Origin of the sequence: Vibrio sp. 10N.261.55.A7 (assembly GCF_002877365.1) — a bacterium.
Taxonomy (GTDB): Bacteria; Pseudomonadota; Gammaproteobacteria; order Enterobacterales; family Vibrionaceae; genus Vibrio.
The window spans coordinates 23,174-45,928 of record NZ_MCWZ01000316.1 but is presented as its reverse complement, the minus strand read 5'-3'; the positions used below and the strand labels follow the sequence as shown (position 1 = coordinate 45,928).

15 protein-coding genes are annotated in these 22,755 nt (G+C 46.1%); 9 read left to right on the top strand and 6 right to left on the bottom strand.

Features of this window, described 5'->3' with window-relative positions; genetic code table 11:
- Positions 1-52: 52 nt before the first annotated feature.
- The 6 genes from BCU12_RS19450 to BCU12_RS19425 form a co-directional block, all read right to left on the bottom strand.
- On the bottom strand, positions 53-574 hold the full coding sequence (locus tag BCU12_RS19450; protein ID WP_102405906.1) for a hypothetical protein: 522 nt from the start codon (positions 572-574) through the stop codon (positions 53-55).
- A 118-nt stretch (positions 575-692) separates the two neighbouring features.
- A complete protein-coding gene (locus BCU12_RS19445) occupies positions 693-1,625 on the bottom strand; it encodes a LysR family transcriptional regulator (protein ID WP_102405905.1) in 933 nt (310 codons plus the stop codon).
- Positions 1,626-1,688: 63 nt separating this feature from the next.
- Positions 1,689-2,426 (bottom strand): copper homeostasis protein CutC, encoded by a 738-nt coding sequence (locus BCU12_RS19440; protein WP_102405904.1) that lies wholly within the window; start codon positions 2,424-2,426, stop codon positions 1,689-1,691.
- A 178-nt stretch (positions 2,427-2,604) separates the two neighbouring features.
- Positions 2,605-2,901: a YebG family protein gene (locus tag BCU12_RS19435; RefSeq protein ID WP_102405903.1), complete on the bottom strand. Its 297-nt coding sequence runs from the start codon at positions 2,899-2,901 to the stop codon at positions 2,605-2,607.
- 100 nt (positions 2,902-3,001) lie between these two features.
- The gene (locus BCU12_RS19430; protein WP_102405902.1) at positions 3,002-3,892 is read right to left on the bottom strand and encodes a LysR family transcriptional regulator; all 891 of its coding nucleotides are present in this window, start codon (positions 3,890-3,892) and stop codon (positions 3,002-3,004) included.
- Between the two features lie 89 nt (positions 3,893-3,981).
- Positions 3,982-5,889 (bottom strand): sigma-54-dependent Fis family transcriptional regulator, encoded by a 1,908-nt coding sequence (locus BCU12_RS19425; protein WP_102405901.1) that lies wholly within the window; start codon positions 5,887-5,889, stop codon positions 3,982-3,984.
- Positions 5,890-6,254: 365 nt separating this feature from the next.
- On the opposite strand from BCU12_RS19425, the gene BCU12_RS19420 reads away from it, so the two are divergent.
- From BCU12_RS19420 to recD, 9 genes are all read left to right on the top strand, one after another.
- Positions 6,255-7,343 carry an ABC transporter ATP-binding protein gene (locus tag BCU12_RS19420; protein WP_102405900.1) on the top strand — a complete coding sequence of 363 codons (1,089 nt, stop codon included), beginning with the start codon at positions 6,255-6,257 and terminating at the stop codon, positions 7,341-7,343.
- A gap of 5 nt (positions 7,344-7,348) precedes the next feature.
- Positions 7,349-8,449, top strand: coding sequence for an ABC transporter ATP-binding protein (locus BCU12_RS19415; RefSeq protein ID WP_102405899.1), 1,101 nt, complete (start codon positions 7,349-7,351; stop codon positions 8,447-8,449).
- On the top strand, positions 8,449-9,312 hold the full coding sequence (locus tag BCU12_RS19410; protein WP_102405898.1) for a sugar ABC transporter permease: 864 nt from the start codon (positions 8,449-8,451) through the stop codon (positions 9,310-9,312). Before BCU12_RS19415 ends, BCU12_RS19410 begins: the two co-directional genes overlap by 1 nt.
- A gap of 16 nt (positions 9,313-9,328) precedes the next feature.
- Positions 9,329-10,147, top strand: coding sequence for a carbohydrate ABC transporter permease (locus BCU12_RS19405; RefSeq protein ID WP_102405921.1), 819 nt, complete (start codon positions 9,329-9,331; stop codon positions 10,145-10,147).
- A gap of 12 nt (positions 10,148-10,159) precedes the next feature.
- Positions 10,160-10,432, top strand: a complete 273-nt coding sequence (locus tag BCU12_RS19400) for a DUF2160 domain-containing protein (protein ID WP_102405897.1) — start codon at positions 10,160-10,162, stop codon at positions 10,430-10,432.
- Between the two features lie 120 nt (positions 10,433-10,552).
- Entirely contained in the window at positions 10,553-12,274 is a 1,722-nt protein-coding gene (locus BCU12_RS19395; protein ID WP_102405896.1) for an ABC transporter substrate-binding protein, read from the top strand.
- Positions 12,275-12,624: 350 nt separating this feature from the next.
- Complete coding sequence (gene recC / locus BCU12_RS19390; RefSeq protein ID WP_102405895.1) at positions 12,625-16,113, top strand: exodeoxyribonuclease V subunit gamma; 3,489 nt, start codon at positions 12,625-12,627, stop codon at positions 16,111-16,113.
- Between the two features lie 379 nt (positions 16,114-16,492).
- Positions 16,493-20,104: an exodeoxyribonuclease V subunit beta gene (recB, locus tag BCU12_RS19385; protein ID WP_102405894.1), complete on the top strand. Its 3,612-nt coding sequence runs from the start codon at positions 16,493-16,495 to the stop codon at positions 20,102-20,104.
- Positions 20,104-22,320 carry an exodeoxyribonuclease V subunit alpha gene (gene recD, locus BCU12_RS19380; protein WP_102405893.1) on the top strand — a complete coding sequence of 739 codons (2,217 nt, stop codon included), beginning with the start codon at positions 20,104-20,106 and terminating at the stop codon, positions 22,318-22,320. The genes recB and recD overlap by 1 nt, the downstream gene beginning before the upstream one ends.
- Positions 22,321-22,755: the final 435 nt, after the last annotated feature.

Below are 22,755 nucleotides of genomic sequence, written 5' to 3'. Positions count from 1 at the left end.
TAGACAGTTTTTATGTCAGCTTGCTCACCATAAGCGTTGAGTTTCTCGACCATTAAAACTGAATGACAACACCTGTTGAAAACGTTGCAAAAAAGGTATTTGATCCCAAGGTCTTATTTCGGTCGATGAAGTTAAAGTCACCGCCGGCTCTAAAGCCTAAGTGGTGATTAATAAACATGACCCAAGAGGCGGAAATACTGACACCTTGACCCTCTGCATATCTAGGTTCATCCCATAACATCTGGCGACGCCCTTCATAGTCAAATAATCCAGCTTCTAATTGAAGTGACATTTTTTGCTTGGGCACCAATTGATACTGCCCACCTATGCGATAGGTTTTAAGGCGTTCTTTATCCGTCTTCAGAAATTCATAAGAGGTGTGGCTATAGGAAAGATATAGCGCGTCTAAACCAAGAGTATCTGCGAGTCCAAATTGAAGCCCTCCACCGGATATTCCAGAACCAAAATAAGGTCCAATTCTTATGTCTGGTGAGATATGTAAGGTGTTAGAAAAAGCATTAAATGCGCAAAGGTAAGTGGCTAGAAGGCATAGAAGGCAAGTGATTTTTTTCATAATACTACTCTCAGTAAGGTTTAGAAAACTCTTTCCGTGAGTCAGTAATTCCTGATGGGAGTAATATTATTACGGTGAATACGTTAGCTCTAATTATTAGCGTTTATATTTCTAATAATTAAATCTTATCAGACTGTTGTTGTTTTATAGACTGACGTATCAATTCGTGTAGCCAGAGCACTAATGCACTTTTTCTATTCCGTTTATGGTAATGACTTAAAATTTCAACGGTAAATGGCTTTCCTTCTATAGTCGGTGTGATTTGTCTCAGTCCTAGGTGACTTTCAATAGGGAATAAACTTGAGTTTGGCATGATCATATCTGAGTGTCGGGTGATATCAATGACGGCCATAATCAGTTCCGAACGAAATCCTACTTTTGGCGTTATTCCGTGTTCTTTCATTATATTCGCAGCATACCCAATATTGTCATTCCAACCGCGGCTAATGATAGAAGCATGCTCGTATTGACTAAACTCTTTAAAATCAACTACTTCATTTTTTATTGGATGCTCATCCCTCACTATGACACTCCCTTGAATCTCAGCGATATGCTCAGAATAAATGTCCTTGGAGGTTTCAATATCGTAATGAACACCAATCAGTGTATGTCCGTTTTTAATGTCTTCTGGTGTTGTACTTGACCAAGATAATAATTCTATTTCTGCATTAGGCGCTAGTTCTTTCATTTTCAGAAATAACGTAGTGGATATATTGGACAGTATGATAGGTGGGATAGCGATGGTGATTTTCTGGTTGATTTTCTCTGGGTCAAACTCATTTATTTGATTAAGAGCGGTAGAAAGTCCATCTAAATACGGTGTCACTGCGTTCGCTAAATCTTCAGCAAATGCCGTTGGTTTTAGACCACCATGTACCTTAACAAACAGTTCATCATCAAAGTGATTACGAAGTTTTTGTAGCGCTTGGCTAATCGCCGGTTGCGAGACAAAGAGGCGATCGGACGCTCTTCTCATGTTGAGCTCTTGAGAGAGGACTAGGAAAGTTCGCAGTAAGTTAAGGTCCAACTGATAAAAAAGATCTTTCGCCATAGGGTTTATTTCATATCCATATTTAAAACAATAACTTGATGAAATTGCCAATCATCCATCAAGCTAGTCTAATAGAGCCGTGACAAGTGATATCGCTTGGGCATCGGTTACAGGGACAATAAAATCATCACTGTTTCCCATTTTAGCTTGCTCAGCGACATAGGTCATTTTACTAGCGCGGCTGCTCTTACCGGACAAGTGAACCTCACTGATGTGTGTTTGTTCGACAATGCCTTGAACATTACTCACGTTAAGGCCTGCACCCGCCATAATGCCGATTCGACCATTGGCAATGTTAACCATATCCGCAATGACAGAGATACCTTTCTCTGCAGTAGATGCGAGCCCTGATGTTAAAACACGTTCACAACCAAGCTCACACACTTGTTCAATGGCGGTTTGGTAATCTTGACACTGATCGATCGCGCGATGAAAGGTGATGCCAAGATTGAGTGAGTGAGCTTTCTCGGCAAGCTGTCTCGCCGCCGTCATGTCAATATTCCCGTTAGCGTCCAAAAGGCCAAATACCACCCCATTTAGACCAGCTAGGCTTGCCGCTTCAATGTCAATCAACATGGATTCAATATCATCAGCATCATAAAGAAAATCCCCTTGACGTGGTCGAATCATGGCATACACAGGAATAGGGGATATCTGAGCGGCTTTTTTCATCATACCAAAGCTTGGAGTCAAGCCGCCAAGTGCAAGAGATGAACAAAGTTCAATGCGCGTAGCACCGCCTTCAATGGCGTTGTGAAGTGATTCTAGATTGTCGATACAAACTTCAATGTGGTAATTCATGGGGGCACCCTTGTGATGATTGGGTCTTTATCCTAACGGAAAGCCCTGCAATTATTAGGGTAAACATTATTGCGCATTATTTCCGTGTTATTTTGCGTTGTGATAACCGAGGACAGTAAATGATGAGCAATAAAAAACCCAGCGCTTAAGTCTGGGTTTTATCAATCGTTAAAGAGAGTTAAGCGGCGTCTTCTTCCGGCGCATCTTCTACTGCTTCAATCTTTTTTGCTTTCTTAGGCGCAGGTTTACGCTTAGCCCCTAGAGCAAAAAGAACCTCTTCTTTGTTCTTCGCTAGGAATAGAGCAAGCTCTTCTTGCTTCGCTTCATCTTCTAACACATCACTTTTTGCTAGCAGTTCAAACATCTCATCTGCCATATCCAGCATTTTGTCATAAGCGTCAGCTTCGGCTTTAGAGGTAAAAGTCATTTTCTCTTCTCCGTTGCGTTCCACCACGTACTTGACGATTACAGCCATGGTTAATCCTCTAATTTAATTGAATCTATTACTGGCTTTTTATACAGCTTTATCCTTTTTAAGTCTAGCGACAGGCGCAATTCTGGGAGCTGTGTGGTCGCTATTTACTCATTTGATGACAAAACTCAATAAAGCGCTTTAACAAGGGGCTTTGATATTTTTCTTTATGAACCAGTAGCCAAAAGCGTCTTTTCATATCGAGTGACACCTTCAGTTCTTTGACACGGCCATCTTTAATCGCAGGCTCTGCGGCCAGCCGTGATAAACAGGCGAGCCCAAGCCCGGAAGAAACGCTGTTGATCAGCGCTTCGGTTGTATTGAGCTCAAACGACTCATGCCAGGTTTCAATACGTGGTGCAATCACACGTAAGAAAAACTCACGTGATCCTGAGCCTGCCTCGCGAAGGATCCATTCACTGCTTTCTAGGCTGGCAAGTGAGACATTATCAAGGTCGGCATTTGCATAACTAGGCGCGCAGATGATGCACATTTCATCTTGCCCAAACTGAGTAGAGATGAGTTCAGGGTGCAGTGTCTTGCCTTCAATAAGCGCAAGATCGAGCTCATAATCAACCAGCTTCTGGCAGATCAAACTGGAGTTGGAAATGAACAAACTTTGAGAAAGATGCTGAGTGTCATTGCGAAAGCCGCTGAGTAGATTAGGCGCGACATGATTGCCTATCGTGTCACTGGCGCCAATTCTTAGCTTTCCAGAAAGGGTCTGGTTTTGATCAAACATCTCATCAATTGAGTTTGCGCGATGTAAGAGTTCGTCCGCCAGAGGAAGAAGCTTCAGCCCTTCTTGATTGATAATGAGCCGATTATTGACGCGATCAAAAAGGGAGTGACCAATATTCTTTTCAAGTTCAGAGAGCGCCATGCTCACCGCCGCTTTTGAGAGAAAAAGTGCCTCAGAGGCAGAGGTCAGTGTTCTATGTTGCGTAATGGTGGTGAACACCTTTATCTGTTTGAGCGAGATATTGCTAGGCATAGATGGATTCGTTTAGCTATTTTGAAGGCTATCTACAAATGATTAATGAAAATAGAACGAAGTGCAAGATAGCTGAGTGATGAAAGAGCCTATCTGAGTCCTTGCTCTCGCAATTTTTTGTACAGCGTATTTCGACTGATATTGAGCTGTTTGGCGGTCGCCGATACATTGCGGCCTTGCTGCTCATAGACTTGCAACCACTGTGTGTTATTCGCGTTAAGGTTAACGTTTATGGCTTCCAGACTGGTAGGTAAATCAATATTTTCTGACTTGTTTGATCTAGACATTCCTGATGGGGCAGATGTACTTATTGTTGTCTCTGGTTCACCTACCTCAAAAAGAAAGTCATCCGGTAAGTGCTCTGCACGTATTGTTTCGTTATCCGCCATCGCTATCGCGATTTGAATGACGCTCACCATTTGGCGAATGTTTCCTGGCCAGGAGTGAGATAAGAACATGGTGAGAACGTCGTGGCTCAGTGTTGGCGTTTCATCGGCTAAAGCAAACTTTCGCAACAGATGATTAATGAGTGTGACCTTGTCGGTGCGTTCTCTTAATGAAGGCAGCGTGATGTTTAATCCCGTGACTCGATAATACAAGTCTTGCCGGAAATTTCCTTGCTCGACCAGATCTTTCAAGTGGCAGTGAGTGGCTGAGACCAGTTTAAAGTTGACTGGATAAGAGGTGGTTGAGCCTAGCGGGGTCACCTTTCGTTCTTGCAAAACTCGAAGCAGTCTTGCTTGAACATTCATTGGCATGTCGCCCAGTTCATCTAAAAATAGCGTCCCTTTATCGGCCTTTCTAATCAGCCCAATGTAGCCTTTTTGATTCGCGCCCGTAAATGCGCCTTTTTCATAGCCAAATAGCTCAGACTCTACTAAATCAGCGGGAATCGCCGCACAATTCACCGCTATCATCGGCGCATGTTTGCGTTCGCTCGCAAGGTGCAGGGCATTTACAAATACCTCTTTACCGACCCCTGTTTCACCATGAATCAAGATTGGAATATCAGTGTTGAGTATGCGACTTGATTGAGAAATCGCTTTGGCTAATCGAGCGTCACCCATGTCGAGTTTTTCGAGTTCTGAGGACGCTTTAGGCGCTTTAATAGGCACTTTGATTTTCGTTTGTCGGTAATCGATTTTTCGGCCACTGGATAGTTTTGGCGGGGTAATGATGGCGAAGTAATTGAATTTTGAGTGTGTTGTCATCGACATCGGGTTGTAGTGCGGATGTGAGAGTATCTGCTGCATCTTGATATCGAATATTTGTTCAAGACGCTGCAGTGCAATGCCCTGACCTAATGTCACTTCGGCGCGTCGATTGGCTGAGATAATGACGCCATCTTCATTAAAAACTAAGAGCGATGACCATTGGCTATCGATGTTTTCTGGAGACGTGTTGAACCAAAGCAGGTAATGATCATCTTGAAACTGAGAAGCGATCAGCTGGTTTTCGATCGCTTGGGACATCAGTTTTACCATGCCAAGCGTGTGAGACGTCGGCATATAGGCATCACTGGAGATCGATAACACCCCCGTCATTTTCTGCTCGTGATCGAAAAGGGGCGCGGCTGACCCAGTCATAAAACGGTTTGAGGTTAAGAAGTGTTCATCACGAAAGACTTGAACAATCGATCCGGTTTCTATGGCGGTTCCGATGGCGTTGGTGCCAATTAAGCTCTCTCTCCAATGCACCCCATTTTGAAATACTTCAGGTTGATGTTGTGAGAAAAAGCGTTGCTCGCCCCAGTTGTTCAACACCAGCCCATTGGTGTCTGTCAACGTGATTAAGCAATTACTGTTCGCCAATAAGCTGTCGTAGAAAGGAAGCACCTTATTGTTGGTGGTGGTGATCAACCCTGCATGTTCATCTTGTGACTGCTTAAACACGTGACCCGTTTCTAGCTCAATACTCGGAGTACTGCTGTGTGAAAGCCCCGACTGACGACAGCGTTGCCATGATTGTTCAATAATCGATTGGTGTTTGTCGTCCATCTTGATCTCGAGGTCATCGTACTGTTCATGGTACAAAAATTAAGTGTACAAAAGTTAAATGCACAAAAGTTAAGTATTTATTCTAATTGTTCGTATTGGAACAAAAACGTTCACGAAGTGTTCAGTGAACATATCACCTTACTATTCTGTGTGAACACATTTTGTTAACAAATGTTACTTGGATCTCACATATGATTTATCCATTAAAAATCAAAATAATCAGGGGTTTTTAATGATTCCTATATAAACAAAGGCGTCTGGGCTTGTGATGTAAACAAAATGTAAAGACACGAATAATCTGGCATGACTCTAGCAATAACGAACAATATCGAAAGTAATTTTGTTCAGAGCTTAAGGAGTGTTAAGTGTCATTAAGATTGGATCAAGTGAACAAATTGGTGGATGGCGAGGCGCATATTTCTGATGTGAGTCTGACCTTCGAGCCGGGCTCATTCAACGTATTACTCGGCCGAACATTAGCGGGTAAAACGTCTCTGATGAGATTAATCGCGGGCCTCGATCGGCCAACATCAGGCAGTATTTGGGTTAATGGAATCGATGTAACAGGCGTGTCTGTACGTGAACGCAATATCTCAATGGTTTATCAGCAATTCATCAACTACCCAAACCTGACCGTCTTTGAGAATGTTGCGTCACCACTGCGACTCGCCAACATGGCGGAAAGTGAAATCAAGCAGCGCGTGCACGACACCGCCGCGATGCTGCAAATAACGGAGCACTTGAGCAAACACCCTTTAGAACTCTCAGGAGGTCAACAGCAGCGCACGGCCATGGCGAGAGCGCTAGTGAAAGATGCAGAGATTATTCTCTTTGACGAGCCTTTGGTGAATCTTGACTACAAGCTAAGAGAGGAACTAAGACAAGAGATGCGTGAGCTGTTTCAATCAAGAAACACCATTGCCATTTACGCGACAACCGAACCCAATGAAGCGCTAGCACTGGGCGGAACGACCACCATTCTGCATGAAGGGCGAGTGATTCAGTCTGGCGTCACGCCAACGGTGTACCACAAACCAGATAATGTAGACTCGGCCGTTTTGTTCAGCGAACCGCCGATCAACCTCATTCATGGCGAGATCACGGATAACGAGGTGACCTTCGATAAGACCTCTCATTTTCCGCTTAATCAATCGTTGAGCAAGCTCGATAAAGGCAATCACCTGTTTGGTATTCGCCCGAGTCACCTAAGCCTGCTGCCTAAAAATGACGACGATGTTGAACTGACCGTTCAGGTTGAAGTGGCGGAGATCAGTGGTTCAGAAACCTTCCTACACGTAAGAAATACCTTGCTCGACTTAGTGTTACACCTCCCTGGCGTGCACACCTACGACGTGGATGAAACCATTAAGATCTACATCCCGATTCATAAGTTTTACGTGTTTGGTATGGATGAGCAGCTTATCCATGCCCCAATTAATGACGTGAGAGGGTAATCGACATGGTTCAAATTACGTTAAATTCGCTAGCGCATACCTACGACAAAAAGCCAACGGCTTCGTCTGCGTACGCGATCAAAGAGATGAACCACGTATGGAAGCAGGGCGGCGCATACGCCTTGTTGGGTCCATCCGGTTGTGGCAAGTCGACCCTTTTGAACATTATTTCAGGGTTGATGAGCCCCTCTCAAGGAGAGGTAGTGTTTGATGAGTTGGTTGTGAATGACTTGCGACCACAAGATCGAAACATCGCGCAAGTTTTCCAGTTCCCCGTGATCTACGACACCATGACGGTGTACGACAATCTCGCATTTCCGCTTCGTAACATGAAGATCCACAAAACCAAAATCCATTCCAAGGTCACTGAGATCGCAGAGATCTTAGAGCTAACCGATGTACTCAGTAAAAAGGCGCAGCACCTAACGGCCGATGAGAAACAAAAGGTGTCGATGGGGCGCGGGCTCGTGCGTGATGATGTGTCTGCAATATTGTTCGATGAGCCATTGACGGTGATCGATCCCCAATTGAAGTGGAAACTGAGAAGAAAGCTGAAACAGATCCATCAGCAGTTCAATATCACCATGATCTACGTCACCCATGATCAGCTTGAAGCGTCGACGTTTGCCGATGAAATTGCCGTGATGTACAACGGCCAAATCGTTCAATTTGGCACGCCAAGAGAGCTATTTGAACGCCCCAATCACACCTTTGTTGGGTACTTTATTGGCAGCCCGGGCATGAATTTAATGGAAGTCACCCCGACGGAAAATGGAGTGAGCTTTGATGATGTTGAGATCCCTCTTTCTGAGTCTTATCGCCATGCCATTGCGCAAGCCAATAGCAGCAACATCAAAATTGGTATTCGCCCTGAATTTGTTCACATCTGGGAGAAAGCCAACGATACGGCGCTTAAATGCAAGGTTATGCACGTTGAAGATTTAGGCACGTACAAAATCGTCACACTGAAGCTTGGCAATTACGACATAAAAGCCCGCCTACAAGAAGACCAAGTTGTCCCGAAAGATGAAGCCTTTATCAGTATTCCTGAGCAATGGACGATGCTGTATGTCGATGAATTTCTAGTCAATGTGGGGGATGCGTAATGAACAAAGTAACGAATAACAAAGCGTGGTTCTTAGTATTACCCGTCTTCTTGCTGGTGGCGTTCAGTGCGATTGTTCCGCTGATGACGGTAGTGAACTACTCATTGCAAGATATTTTCGATGCCAACTCCGCCTACTTTGTTGGGACAGAGTGGTATCGCGATACCCTAAATGATGAACGCTTACACTCTGCATTGCTTCGACAATTTGGCTTCACCTTCACCATCTTACTGATTGAGGTGCCACTTGGCATTATGGTGGCATTAACGATGCCAACCAAAGGGAAGTGGTCGGTATTTTGTCTGATTGTGCTCGCGGTGCCGCTCCTTATTCCGCTCAACGTGGTGGGTACAATCTGGCAGATCTTTGGTCGTGCAGATATCGGCCTGTTTGGTTGGGCACTGAATGGAATGGGCATTGATTACAACTACGCCGGTGATCCGGTGGATGCGTGGCTCACGGTGATTCTGATGGATGTCTGGCACTGGACGTCGCTCATTGCGCTTTTGTCCTACTCTGGCCTTCGCGCTATTCCTGATGCGTACTATCAAGCTGCAAACATCGACCGAGCGTCTACTTGGTCAATCATTCGCTACATTCAGTTGCCGAAATTGAAAAGTGTTCTGCTCATCGGGGTGCTGATTCGATTTATGGACAGCTTCATGATCTACACCGAACCCTTTGTATTAACCGGCGGTGGCCCTGGTAACTCAACGACTTTCTTGAGCCAAACACTCACCAAGATGGCGATCGGCCAGTTCGATATCGGCCCTGCTGCGGCATTCTCAATCATCTACTTCCTCATCATTTTGCTGGTGAGCTGGGTCTTCTATACCGCAATGACGCACGGCGAAAGTAAATAAGGAAATAACCATGTCGATGACGAAATCTAAATACACGCGTTACACGCAAATTGTCGGGCTCGCGTTCTACATCATTTGTTTGATGCTGCCAATCTATTGGTTGTTGAACATGTCGTTCAAGGAGAACCAAGAGATCTTAGGCGGTCTCAGCTTCTTCCCTGAAAACTGGACGTTTAAGAACTACACCACCATTTTTTCTGACTCCAGTTGGTACATGGGGTACATCAACTCCATTACCTACGTGGTGATGAATATGGTGATCACTCTGACGGTTTCACTGCCTGCGGCTTATGCGTTTTCGCGTTATAAGTTCGTCGGTGATAAGCACCTGTTCTTTTGGTTGCTGACGAACCGAATGGCGCCACCCGCGGTATTCCTGCTGCCGTTCTTCCAGCTCTACTCCTCTGTGGGTTTGTTTGATACGCACATTGCCGTCGCACTTGCACACTGTCTGTTTAACGTTCCTCTTGCTGTGTGGATCTTAGAAGGCTTCATGTCGGGGGTGCCAAGAGAGATTGATGAAACGGCCTATATCGATGGCTACAGCTTTCCTAAGTTCTTTCTCAAGATCTTCTTACCAATGATTCGTTCTGGTATCGGCGTGTCGGCGTTCTTCTGTTTCATGTTCAGTTGGGTTGAACTCTTGCTCGCACGAACATTGACCTCTGTGGACGCCAAACCGATTTCCGCCGTTATGACCCGGACGGTCAGCGCCTCGGGTATCGATTGGGGCGTGTTGGCTGCGGCGGGTGTGTTAACTATTTTGCCGGGCATCTTGGTTGTTTGGTTTGTCAGAAACCACGTAGCGAAAGGCTTCGCACTGGGTCGAGTTTAAGGAGTAAAGATTATGGGTTGGATGGCATGGACCACACCTTCGGCATTGTTCTTTCTAGGTATCGCATTGATTTTATTGACTATGACCATTCTAGAGATCAAATCGCCGTGTATTGAACGCAAAGGTTTTTTACCGATCACGACCACACGTGGTGATCGACTGTTTATTGGGTTACTGAGCTCCGCATTTGTCCACTTAGGATTTGTTGGGTTTTCAGAGCTCTCTATCTGGGTGCCTTTTACCATTTGTGTAATTTGGCTTTGTACGGTTTTGAAATGGGGATAAACACAACGAACTGATGTGAGGTTGTTTTGGTGTCCGCTTGGTCGCCAGAAGTAACGTCGCCTCACACGAACGCAACGTATAACGTGAAACATAAATACTCATAATTGGAGTTTAATAATAATGAAAATGGATATTAAAAAGTCATACCTCTCTCGCTGCATGGCACTGTCAATTGCCTTTGCTGCTCTGTCGCCAAATGCATACGCAGACATGACTGCCGCGAAAAAATGGATGAGTGACGAGTTTACACCTTCAACACTCTCTGTCAGCGAGCAGCAACAAGAGATGCAGTGGTTCATTGACGCTGCAAAACCGTTTGCAGGTATGGAGATTAATGTAGCGTCTGAAACGATCACTACCCATGAATATGAAGCCAAAGTACTGGCTAAAGCGTTCTATGAAATCACGGGTATTAAGGTGAATCATGACCTTATTCAAGAAGGTGATGTTGTCGAAAAGCTGCAAACACAAATGCAGACGGGTCGAAATATCTATGACGGTTATATTAACGATTCTGATCTGATTGGTACTCACGTGCGTTACGGTAAAGTTGTGCCTATTTCAGACTTTATTAAAGGTGAAGGGAAAAGTGTGACGAACCCTTACCTTGATCTGCCAGATTTCATTGGCCTTGAGTTCACGACAGGCCCTGATGGCAAGATTTATCAGCTACCGGATCAGCAGTTTGCGAACCTGTATTGGTTCCGTGCCGACTGGTTTGAACGCGATGATCTTAAAGCGAAATTCAAAGAGATCTATGGCTATGAGTTAGGCGTGCCATTGAACTGGTCTGCTTATGAAGATATTGCCGAATTCTTTACTGATAAAGTGAAGATGATCGACGGCGAGCGCGTATACGGTCACATGGACTACGGTAAGAAAGATCCTTCTCTAGGTTGGCGTTTTACCGATTCATGGTTCTCAATGGCGGGTGCGGGTGATAAAGGCATTCCAAACGGGCTTCCTGTTGATGAGTGGGGCATTCGTATTGAAGGGTGTAGCCCTGTGGGATCTGACGTCGCTCGTGGCGGCGCAACCAATGGCCCAGCGGCTGTGTATGCAACCACCAAGTATGTGGATTGGTTGAAGCAATACGCGCCACCTGAAGCACAAGGTATGACCTTTGGTGAAGCTGGCCCTGTACCGGCTCAAGGTTCAATTGCTCAGCAAATTTTCTGGTACACCGCCTTTACGGCCGATATGACCAAGCCTGGTTTACCTGTGGTGAATGAAGATGGTTCGCCAAAATGGCGCATGGCACCTTCTCCACGTGGGCCTTACTGGGAAGACGGCATGAAGCTGGGTTATCAAGATGCGGGTTCATGGACGTTCCTCAACAGTACGCCACTGGATAGACGCCAAGCGGCGTGGTTATACGCTCAGTTCGTGGTCTCTAAATCCGTTAGCTTGAAGAAAACGTTGGTGGGCTTAACGCCGATTCGTGAATCTGACATTAACTCTCAAGCGATGACCGATGCGGCGCCAAACTTGGGTGGTTTGGTTGAGTTTTACCGCAGTGATGCGCGTAAGCAATGGACGCCAACAGGCACGAACGTCCCTGATTATCCAAAACTTGCACAGCTTTGGTGGCAATACGTGTCTGAAGCGGCGAGTGGTGAGAAAACTCCACAGCAAGCATTGGACGGCCTAGCGCAAGCGCAAGACAAAGTGATGCAGCGTCTGGAACGTAGTGGCGTTCAAGGCGAATGTGGGCCTAAGTTGAATCCGAAGAAAGACCCGAATTACTGGTTGTCTCAACCGGGCTCTCCAAAGATGAAGCTAGACAACGAGAAGCCGCAAGGTAAAACCATCGCTTATAAAGATCTTATTGCGAAAAGCTAATCGGCGTGACTGGCGAGGAGAGGTTGTCCTCGCCATGTTAAACGAGCGTGAGTGACTCTGATGGGATCGTTGTAGGGAGCCTTATCGGTCACTGATGTTCGTGCTTTTATTAGCGTTCCACGCCCACCTTACTGAAGGGCCAGTAAGGTGGGCATTTTTGTTTTTCGTCCTATTGTTTAGCCCATCGCTTTGCCATTTACTGTGGGAAAATGGGGGTGTTTATTCAGCATCTTACGCCTTCGCCGCTTGTTCTCTCATGTTTATGCTTATCATGGGCTTATATCGTTCTCGAAATACAAGTGCGTATGCTAATCTGAGCCTATCAACGGCAAGAATAGTATGAGCGCATTTTGTTTACCGTCTATCACTCCAATCAAATCGATATTCTGAAGTCTCTCCTGGTAGAGCTTGTTCGACATAACCCATTAGAAAACCCGTTTGAGAAAGAGCAGATTCTGGTTCAAAGCCCAGGTATGTCTCAATGGTTAAAGATGGAGTTAGCAAAAGAGTTTGGTATAGCCGCGAACCTTGAATTCCCATTGCCAGCTACCTTCATTTGGGATCTCTTCACGCAAATTCTGCCCGATGTGCCCAAGCGAAGCGCTTTTAATAAAGAAGCGATGACGTGGAAGTTGATGCACTTACTGCCATCTCAACTCTCTCAAGAAGAATTTCAGCCTTTGGCTCGCTACCTTGAAGACGATGAAGACCAATCCAAGCTCTATCAATTGGTTGAGAAAATCGCGGATATTTTTGATGGTTACTTGGTGTATCGACCTGAGTGGATAGCCAATTGGGAAGCCGGAAAAACCGTTGATGAGCTAGAAGGTGAGCACCCTTGGCAACCGTTATTGTGGCAAGCTCTTTATGATTACACCGTTGCGTTGGGTCAGTCTCCTTATCATAGGGCGAACCTTTACGAAGAGTTCATCGACACCCTCTCTCACTACCAAGGTTCTTTTGAAAACTTGCCAAAGCGCTTGTTTGTGTTTGGTATTTCGTCTTTGCCGCCGAGATACATGGACGCGCTAAAAGCGATTGGTGAGCACATTGATGTTCACCTGATGTTTGCTAACCCTTGTCGCTATTACTGGGGCGATGTACGTGACCAAAAATATCTGTCTCGATTAGCCGCTAAAAGTCGTCAGCATGTGGAATGGCAGATCGACCATTCAGAAATAGGCGGGCAAACCGAGCAGCTAAAAGGCAGCGTCGAAGAGAACATCATCGATGAGCTGCACACCGATGTGGTTGGCAATAACCTGCTGGCATCACTGGGTAAGCTTGGTCGCGACAACATGTTTTTGCTCTCACAGCTAGAATCGCACGAAATTGAAGCCTTTGTGGACATTCCTCGTGACTCACTGCTTCATCATCTTCAAGCAGATATTTTAAACCTAGAAGAGCATCAAGACGATGAACAGCTCGAGTCAAGTGATCACAAACAGGTCGTTATCGAAGGCGAACGCTCAATCACACTCCATGCCTGCCACAGTGCAATGCGCGAAGTGGAAGTGCTTTACGATCAGTTGCTGGGCATGTTTGAAACCAATGCGGATTTAAAGCCCCGCGATATCATCGTGATGGTGCCCGATATCAATGCTTACAGCCCTGCGATTCAGGCGGTGTTCGGTAACGCGCCGGGCGACCGTTACATTCCTTTCTCGATCTCTGATAGAACCGCCACGCAAGAGAGCCCACTTTTAGCCGCGTTCATGCAGTTGGTGGATTTACCCAATACGCGCTGCTTGGCATCTGAACTGCTTGAGCTACTCGAAACGCCAGCAATGATGGCCAAGTTTGGTTTGAACGACGAAGAGTTTGCTCAGGCCAAGCGCTGGATTGAAGAGACAGGCATTCGCTGGGGGCTTGATGGGTTAACGGGACAGGAGTTTGAACTGCCCGAAACGTCACAGAACACCTGGCAGTTTGGCATACAGCGAATGTTGCTGGGCTACGCCATGCCTGCCAGTGCCGGTTTGTTTGAAATGGGTGACTCTCAATTATCGCCTTACAATGAAGTTCAAGGTATGCAGGCGGAGCTGGCAGGAAAGCTGGCTCACTTTATTGATTTAATTAGCCATTACCGTAATAAGCTTGCTCAGACCCAACCGATTGAAGAGTGGCGAGCGACACTCAATCAGCTTCTTGATGACTTCTTCAAAGTGGAACTTGAAGGCGAAGTAGCGCTGAAATCCATTCGCGACACCTTAGCCTCGCTCAAAGATCAATTGGCGGAAGCGGGCTATCAACAAGCCATCGCGCCAAGTGTGGTGAGTTTGTACCTCAATAACAAACTCTCTGGCACCCGAATTAGCCAACGATTCCTCGCAGGACAAGTGAATTTCTGTACCTTGATGCCCATGCGTTCCATACCTTTTGATGTGGTTTGCTTACTAGGAATGAACGATGGTGTTTATCCCCCGAATGACATAACTGAAGGGTTTGATTATCTGCAAAAAAGCTTCAGAGCAGGCGACCGTTCTCGACGTGAAGACAGTCGCTATATGTTCTTAGAAGCAATGCTTTCTGCTAACCACAAGCTCTATGTCAGCTATGTGGGGCGTTCGATTCAAGATAACACTGAGAAAGTCCCTTCTGTGTTAGTGACCGAATTGATGGAGTACTGTCACCAAAATTATTGCCTGAGTGGAGATGAAGCGCTGCCAAGTGATGAGTCAGGAGACAATCTCGTTTCTTCATTGTTAACGCAGCACGCAATGGTGCCATTCAGCCCTAGCGAATTTACCAGTGAACACGGCAGCTACGCCAAAGAGTGGATGCCGGCAGTCAATAGATTAGGTGAGAAGAGCGGTGAATTTGAGCGTCAACTCAGTGACTTCCTACTGGGCGCAACGTTTCCAATCACACTCGATCTTGTTGAGTTGCAGCGATTCTGGCGCTTACCCGTTCAGTACTTCTTTAATCGCCGCTTGAAGGTGGTCTTTGAGCCGCCGTTACCCGTGATGGAAAACGATGAACCCTTTGTCCTTAATGGATTAGAAAGCTATCAAATGCGTGATCAACTATTAGACCATTTGTTGTCAGCGCGCTTAGCAGGCAACAATAATAGCCAAGACATCGTCGATACGTTCATTGCCGAGCAACGCGCACAAGGAAAGCTTCCTGTGGGGGCTTTTGGTGACATTGAGTTTGAAACCAATCGAGCACAAGCTGAAGAGTTGGTGGAGACACTTTCTTTCCTATGCGCCGCGCCACTGGACGATATCGATGTCAGCAGGACGGTGGATGTATTAGGCGAGGGCAAAAGTGTTCTTTTAGAGGGCTGGCTTACTCAGCATTATCAGTCAGGGTTAGTGCGATACCGAAGTGGAAAGATTCGCTCGCAAGATTACTTGTCTGCGTGGATTGATCATCTCTTGTTGGCGGTTCATGGGCACGCTAAGCCCACCCATATTGTTGGGTACGACCGCAAAGACGGGGTGGTGCATGAGATCTATCCACCGATAGCGGATGCAGACTATGCTCTCGATTTACTGAATGAACTCATTCGTCTTTACTATCAAGGGATGACAGAGCCCCTGTGTTATTTCCCTAAAACCGCGTTAGCGTCCGTGGAAGCCGGATTCAGTCGTGGAAAATGGGTTGATGACGAAGAGAAGTCGAACAAGAAAATGTCGGGCACCTTTAACGACAGCTACATGGCTTCTGGTGAAGGGGCGAACCACTATATTTCTCGAATCTGGCCACAGTGGAATGATGAACTGGCAGCACAGGTTAGAACGCTTTCCGCTTTGATTATTCAAGCGCCAAGACTGGCCGTCATGAGCGCAGAAGATTACGCCGCAGGCCATTCTGCAGTCGGTAATACGCACTAGATGGCGCAGTTAAGAGAGATAGAGTTAGGGGAAGTAAAATGGCCGCCAGTAAATCATTATAGTGTAGGGCGTTCGCTGTACGGCCATAGGTCAGAGGGACCATAGTTCATTCTGTTGGTTCTAAACGCTGTATTTATCCAGTCGTTTAGCCAGTGAGCGCATACTATCGGTTGGGCGCACTCTCTACCGTGAGTGAGATCGCACTGCTTGCGTCACGCAGGTTCCAACGCGTTAGTTTGTAAGAATTTTAATAACTGGATCACGTTATATCGTCACTTTAAAAAGAACGCGCATAAGAAGCTCAATAGCGTGAAGCGATTAATTGAATGATCAATGTGTATGACGTCACACAATTTGTTTTAAAAAGGGTTAGGGCACGATGACAACGCCACTCGATACAATGACATTTCCACTGCATGGCGCGCGATTAATAGAAGCCTCTGCGGGAACCGGTAAGACATTTACCATTGCGGGTTTATACCTGCGTCTATTGCTGGGTCACGGTGACGCACAAACACGTCATCAAACGCCGTTAACCGTCGACCAAATCCTTGTTGTGACGTTTACCGAAGCCGCGACGGCAGAGCTAAGGGATCGTATTCGAGAAAAAATTCATATTGCGCGAATATCATTTTCGCGAGGAAAATATTTTGGTAGCGATGCTTTCATTACTGATCTTTTAAAGGAAGTATCAAACCACAAAGATGCAGCTAAAATACTATTGCAAGCTGAGCGTCAAATGGATGAAGCGGCGGTTTATACCATCCACGGTTTTTGTCAGCGGATGTTGACGCAGAATGCCTTTGAGTCGGGCAGCCGATTTAACAACGAATTTGTGACGGATGAAAGTCATCTCAAAGCTCAGGTCATTGCAGATTATTGGCGTCGAAATTTCTATCCACTGACGATTAACCTTGCTGGTGAAATTCGACGCTTATGGGGATCGCCTTCAGAGCTGTTGTCGGATATTGGCGGATACCTTACCGGAGCGCCGTTGGCCCTTTCTGTCGAAGCGATGAGTGGCGATTTGTCTCAACTCCATCAGGCCAATTTAGCCAAGATTGATGCACTCAAACAGAAATGGTTAGCGCATCATGAAGACCTCCATGACCTGATATCGAATTCTGACATTAACAAGCGCAGCTACACCAAAAAGTCCCTGCCAGTGTGGTTAGACACCGTGACGAATTGGGCAAAGCACCCGTCAAATAGTTATGAACTGCCTGATAAACTCGAGCGCTTTTCTCAAAGTGCATTGATAGAAAAAACCGCGAAAGGCAGCCCACCAACGCATGAGATTTTTGAAGAGATAGACGCATTTCTTTCATCACCAATTAGCTTGAAAGCGCCGTTAATGGCCCACGCGATACAGCAATGTCGAGGGCAGCTAGCCAGTGCAAAAAAACGCAAACAGTGGCTCTCTTTTGACGATCTACTGACTCAGCTTTCGGCTGCCATTGATGCTGATGATGAGGCGCTGTTAACCGAGCGAATTCGCTCACTCTATCCCATTGCCATGATCGATGAATTCCAAGATACCGATCCACTGCAATACAACATTTTTAGCCGACTCTACCTAGACAATCCGGAGTGTGGTTTGTTTATGATCGGCGATCCAAAGCAGGCTATCTATGGGTTTCGTGGTGCAGACATATTCACCTACATTAAGGCTCGTAACCAAGTTAGCGCACACTACACGCTAGGAACTAACTGGCGCTCGAGTGCCAATATGGTGTTATCGGTTAATCAGCTATTCCAATCCTCATCGAGCCCGTTTATCTACGATGAGGATATTCCCTTTCTTCCCGTGAATTACAGCCCGGTTGCGGAGAAAAAACACTGGCTATTGAATGGCGAAGAGCAACCTGCCACCACTTACTGGTTGCAAGAAGCGGAAGATAAACCGAGAGCGAAGGGAGAATATCTCGACGAAATGGCGCTCGCCACTGCCGGTCAGATTGAAACGATTTTGACGGCCTCTCAAAATGGCAAAGCGGCGTTTGTCAGCGGGTCGAAATTGAGTGCGGTCAATGCAGGTGATATTGCGGTACTGGTTCGAACGGGTAATGAAGGTCGAATGATCAAACAGGCTCTGGCCGATAAAGGCATATCGAGTGTGTATCTGTCGAACAGAGAGAGTGTTTTCTCAAGCGGTGTTGCACAAGATGTTCAGCGTTTACTGCAAGCTACACTCACCCCAGAAAATGATCGTGCACTGCGCGCCTGTTTGGCATCCGAGCTGTTTGCGTTGAACGCGACTCAGTTGGATGCGCTCAACAATGATGAAATCATTTGGGATAACGCGGTTAACGAGTTCAAAGAGTATCGCAAGTTGTGGGTACAGCGTGGCGTGCTTCCTATGCTTCGTTCCGTGATGAGCAAACGCCATGTCGCAGAGCGGTTGCTGGAAGAGGAGAATGGTGACCGGACACTGACCGATTTAATGCACCTTGGTGAGTTATTGCAGCAAGCAAGGCAAGAGCTCGACAGTGACCATGGTTTGTTACGCTGGCTGGCTGAAGCGATTAGTGAGGCAGAGCAAGGATTGGGGGGCAGTGATGATCAAATTCAGCGGTTAGAGTCTGAGAGAAACTTAGTTCAAATCATCACAATCCATAAATCCAAGGGGCTCGAATACGACCTTGTTTTTCTTCCCTTCGTGATGAGCTATCGCGAAGCAAGTGAAGGCAAATACTATGACGAGCAAAGTGATCAAACGATTCTAGACATCATCAACAGCGGCGCAGCATTAGAGCAAGCGGATAAAGAACGCTTGGCGGAAGATTTACGGCTTATCTATGTGGCACTGACTCGGGCTGTCTACGGCTGTTTTATCGGCGCGTCGCCTATTCGAAATGGACGCTCAACCAAAGAGCCGACAGGCGTTGATAAAAGCGCGTTGGGTTATCTGCTTCAAGATGGTCAATCCGGTACGATTGCCGATTTGACCAACGCGATCGAATCTCAAACGAAAGCGTTACCAACGGTTGTCATGACCGAGCCACCGTCTGGCTTAGACAGTCATTATCAAGCAGCAGAAAAAGAGCCGATTGAAATATCGCCCAAGGAGCTAACCAAAGAGATCGACCGAAGCTGGCGCGTGACCAGTTATTCTGGTCTGGTTAAACAAGGCGGTCATCAATCGCATTATGATGCCAGCATTGAGATTCAAGGGTTTGATATCGATTCGGTTGATGAACACGCTGAAGACGAATTAATTGAACCCGAGCGTTCAATTTTTACCTTCCCGCGAGGGGCTCGTCCCGGGACATTTTTGCACACGCTATTCGAAGAGGTTGAGTTTACGCTGCCTGCTACAGATGAGAGCAATCAAGCGATCATTAGTGAATTGATGGAAAAGGAACAGCTAGAAGATCACTGGTTACCAATACTGCAGCAACTCGTTGATACCGTATTAAGTACACCGCTTGATGGTGATTCGCTCTGTTTGAATCAAAAGCAGCCGTCACAGCGCTTAGTTGAGATGGAGTTTTTGTTGCCGATAGAAGTGCTGACCGCAAATGGCTTAACTCAGGCGATCAGTCGTCACGATGAATTGTCTGCAAAGGCGGGGGCATTAGGGTTTCAAACGGTAAAAGGCATGCTGAAAGGCTTTATTGATTTGATATTTGAGCACCAAGGAAAGTATTACGTACTTGACTGGAAGTCGAACCATTTAGGAGACGATGTGACTTGTTATCATGGTGAAGCACTCAAGGCTGCGATGGCTGATCATCGGTACGATTTACAGTATCAGATATACGCACTTGCCTTGCATCGATTCTTACGTAGCCGCATGAGCCATTACGATTATGAACAGCACTTTGGTGGCGTTTACTACCTCTTTCTACGTGGCATGGATGGGCAGTCGGAACATGGTATATTCTCACAAAAACCAAGCCAAGAACTGCTGGATGAGATGGACAAACTCATCGATGGGGATGTCTCTACTGTGGGCATCAGCACTGACCAAATGGAGCTCGACTTTTAATGGCCATTTCTCTTCTTGATAGCTTAAAAACACTGTCTGAAAAAGGGGCACTTCGCCAGATCGATTATCAGTTTGCGCGCTTTATTGCCTCTCAAGAGCGTCAGTCTGGACAAGAGGTGGGTTTTCTTGCCGGACTTGTCAGTCATGAGCTGAGCAAAGGGAATATCTGTTTGGTTATGTCAGATTCTTCTTCGTCAAAACCAGATATCCCTGTTCCTCAAAAGCAAACTACTCCTCAAGAGAAAATCATAGAGCCCCATCAGTGGGCGATGCAGCTTGGCTTGTATGGCGAAGCGGCTGTGGCATTAAGTCATCAGTTGGCATCAATTGATTGGTTGGCTGTTATCAAGAACTCAAACTTGATTGGCACTCAAGGCGAATCAATTCCAATGATGTTTGATGGGCAACGTTTGTATTTGCATCGTTACTGGCAGTACGAAATGGGTTTGTCACAACGTTTGCTAAGCTTTGGGTCACCCATGATCTTTAAGCCTACAGAGATCCAAAAGCTCTCAGAACTGCTCGATGTGCTTTTTCAGCGCAGTTACCATTACCTCTATAATGCGTTGCAAAGAGGGAGTGTAGAGGGTGAAATGTCCACTTCGTTAACTCAAGTGTTAAGGCAGCAGCTTGTCTGTGATCACCTTGATGTGGTCAATGACACTTCATTGGACTGGACTGCGATTGATGAAGTGCTGATGTCGGCAACCAGATGTGAAGACTTATCCGCTCTAGATTCATTGATACCCCTTTCTGCGTGCATGAATTGGCAAAAAGTGGCAGCTGCAGTAGCTCTGACACGTCGATTCGCTGTGATATCGGGTGGGCCAGGAACGGGTAAAACCACCACCGTAACCAAACTGTTGGCAGCGTTGATCACCCAAGCTGAGCAGGATGAAAGAGTGCCAACGATTCGACTGGTTGCCCCGACAGGAAAAGCAGCAGCACGCCTGACGGAATCCATTGGTAAAGCTATTTCAGAGCTTTCGGTTTCCCCTGATCTAAAAGCCAAAATCCCTACTCAGGCGAGCACCATTCATCGCTTGTTAGGGGCCGTGCCGAACAGTGCTGAGTTTCGTCACAACCAGTCAAACCCGCTTCATTTGGACATATTGGTGATAGACGAAGCCTCGATGGTTGATCTTCCGATGATGTATAAGGTGGTTAATGCGTTGCCAGACAGTGCTCGTTTGATTCTTCTTGGTGATAAAGACCAATTGGCCTCGGTGGAAGCGGGATCTGTGCTGGGGGATATTTGTTCCTTCCAACAATTTGGGTACAGCGTAGAGCACACTAAGTTACTTCAAAGCCTGACGTCTTTTGAAACCTTTGATTCAGTTAATGCTGAAGCGAAAGCGATGAATTTGAATCGGGAACAAATGAGCGGTCAAGGGGTGGGAGACAGTCTGTGTATGCTCCAAAAAAGTTATCGGTTTGATGCGCGTTCTGGCATTGGACAATTGGCCAAGGCGATTAACTCGGGTCAAGCGAGTCGAGTCGATAAAGTGCTGGCTTTAGAGTTTGATGATATAGAGATGCGCTCGCTAAACAGTGAGCATTACAACCACATGCTTAACACGCTAGTCGAAGAGTATGGTCATTATTTGCAGAACATTCATGTCTCTAGATGTGACGTGGTGGAGTCACTGCAGGCGCAAATGGCTCGAGCTCAGGTGGCATTAAAGCAATTTTCGCAATGTCGATTACTCTGCGCGATTCGAGAGGGGGATTTTGGTGTAGCCGGTCTGAATCATCGAGTGGAGCGAGCATTAACCACAAAGCGCTTAATTAGACCGAATGACGAGCTTTGGTATCCTGGTCGCCCAGTCATGGTGACTCAAAATGACCATGGGCTAGAGCTGTACAATGGAGATATCGGCATTTGTATGGTTGACTATTCGGATGAGAGTCGGCGTCTAAAAGTGTTTTTCGAGTTACCTGACGGCAGTGTAAAGTCAGTGTTACCGAGCCGAGTTCCCAGTCATGAGACAGCTTACGCTATGACCATTCATAAATCTCAAGGCAGTGAGTTTTCTTTAACCATGATGATATTGCCGCCAGACTACAGCCCTGTTCTGACTAGAGAATTGATATACACCGGAATTACGCGTGCAAAAAATCGCTTGGCCTTGTACGGCAATTTGAATGTATTGAAACGCGGGATTAGAGTAAAAACGGAGCGGGCAAGTGGCTTGGTAGAGAGGCTTCAACAGTAGAGCGGCGTATTGTTTAATTGAGATCAAGGAGGTTGGGGGAGGAGATAATAAGCAACCATCCCTGGCTACTTGAGTTGTTCTTATTTTTTCAAAACAGATATTTCATTCGTTTAGATATTTATTGAAACACGGCAGCAACCAGTGTTTGCTTTAAACAGCGCTAGTAAAAGAGATACTGTTTATTCTGTATCGTTCCTGGTAATTCAAAATGAAGGCTTTCAAACCTTCATTGACAGGAAAAACACAATGTACATCTAAGCCTTCCAAAAAGTGGTTGTCAGCCATATCCCAAAAACTTTGGATAGAGTTACATATGACGGTCTTCATAGACAATTTGCTCTTAGTTACTTGTTTTAGTATTAAGGCATTCCATGCGGGCCCAACTGAGTTAGGCAAAGAGTCCAATGACCCCGAAAGGGAGATTCCCCATTTGAG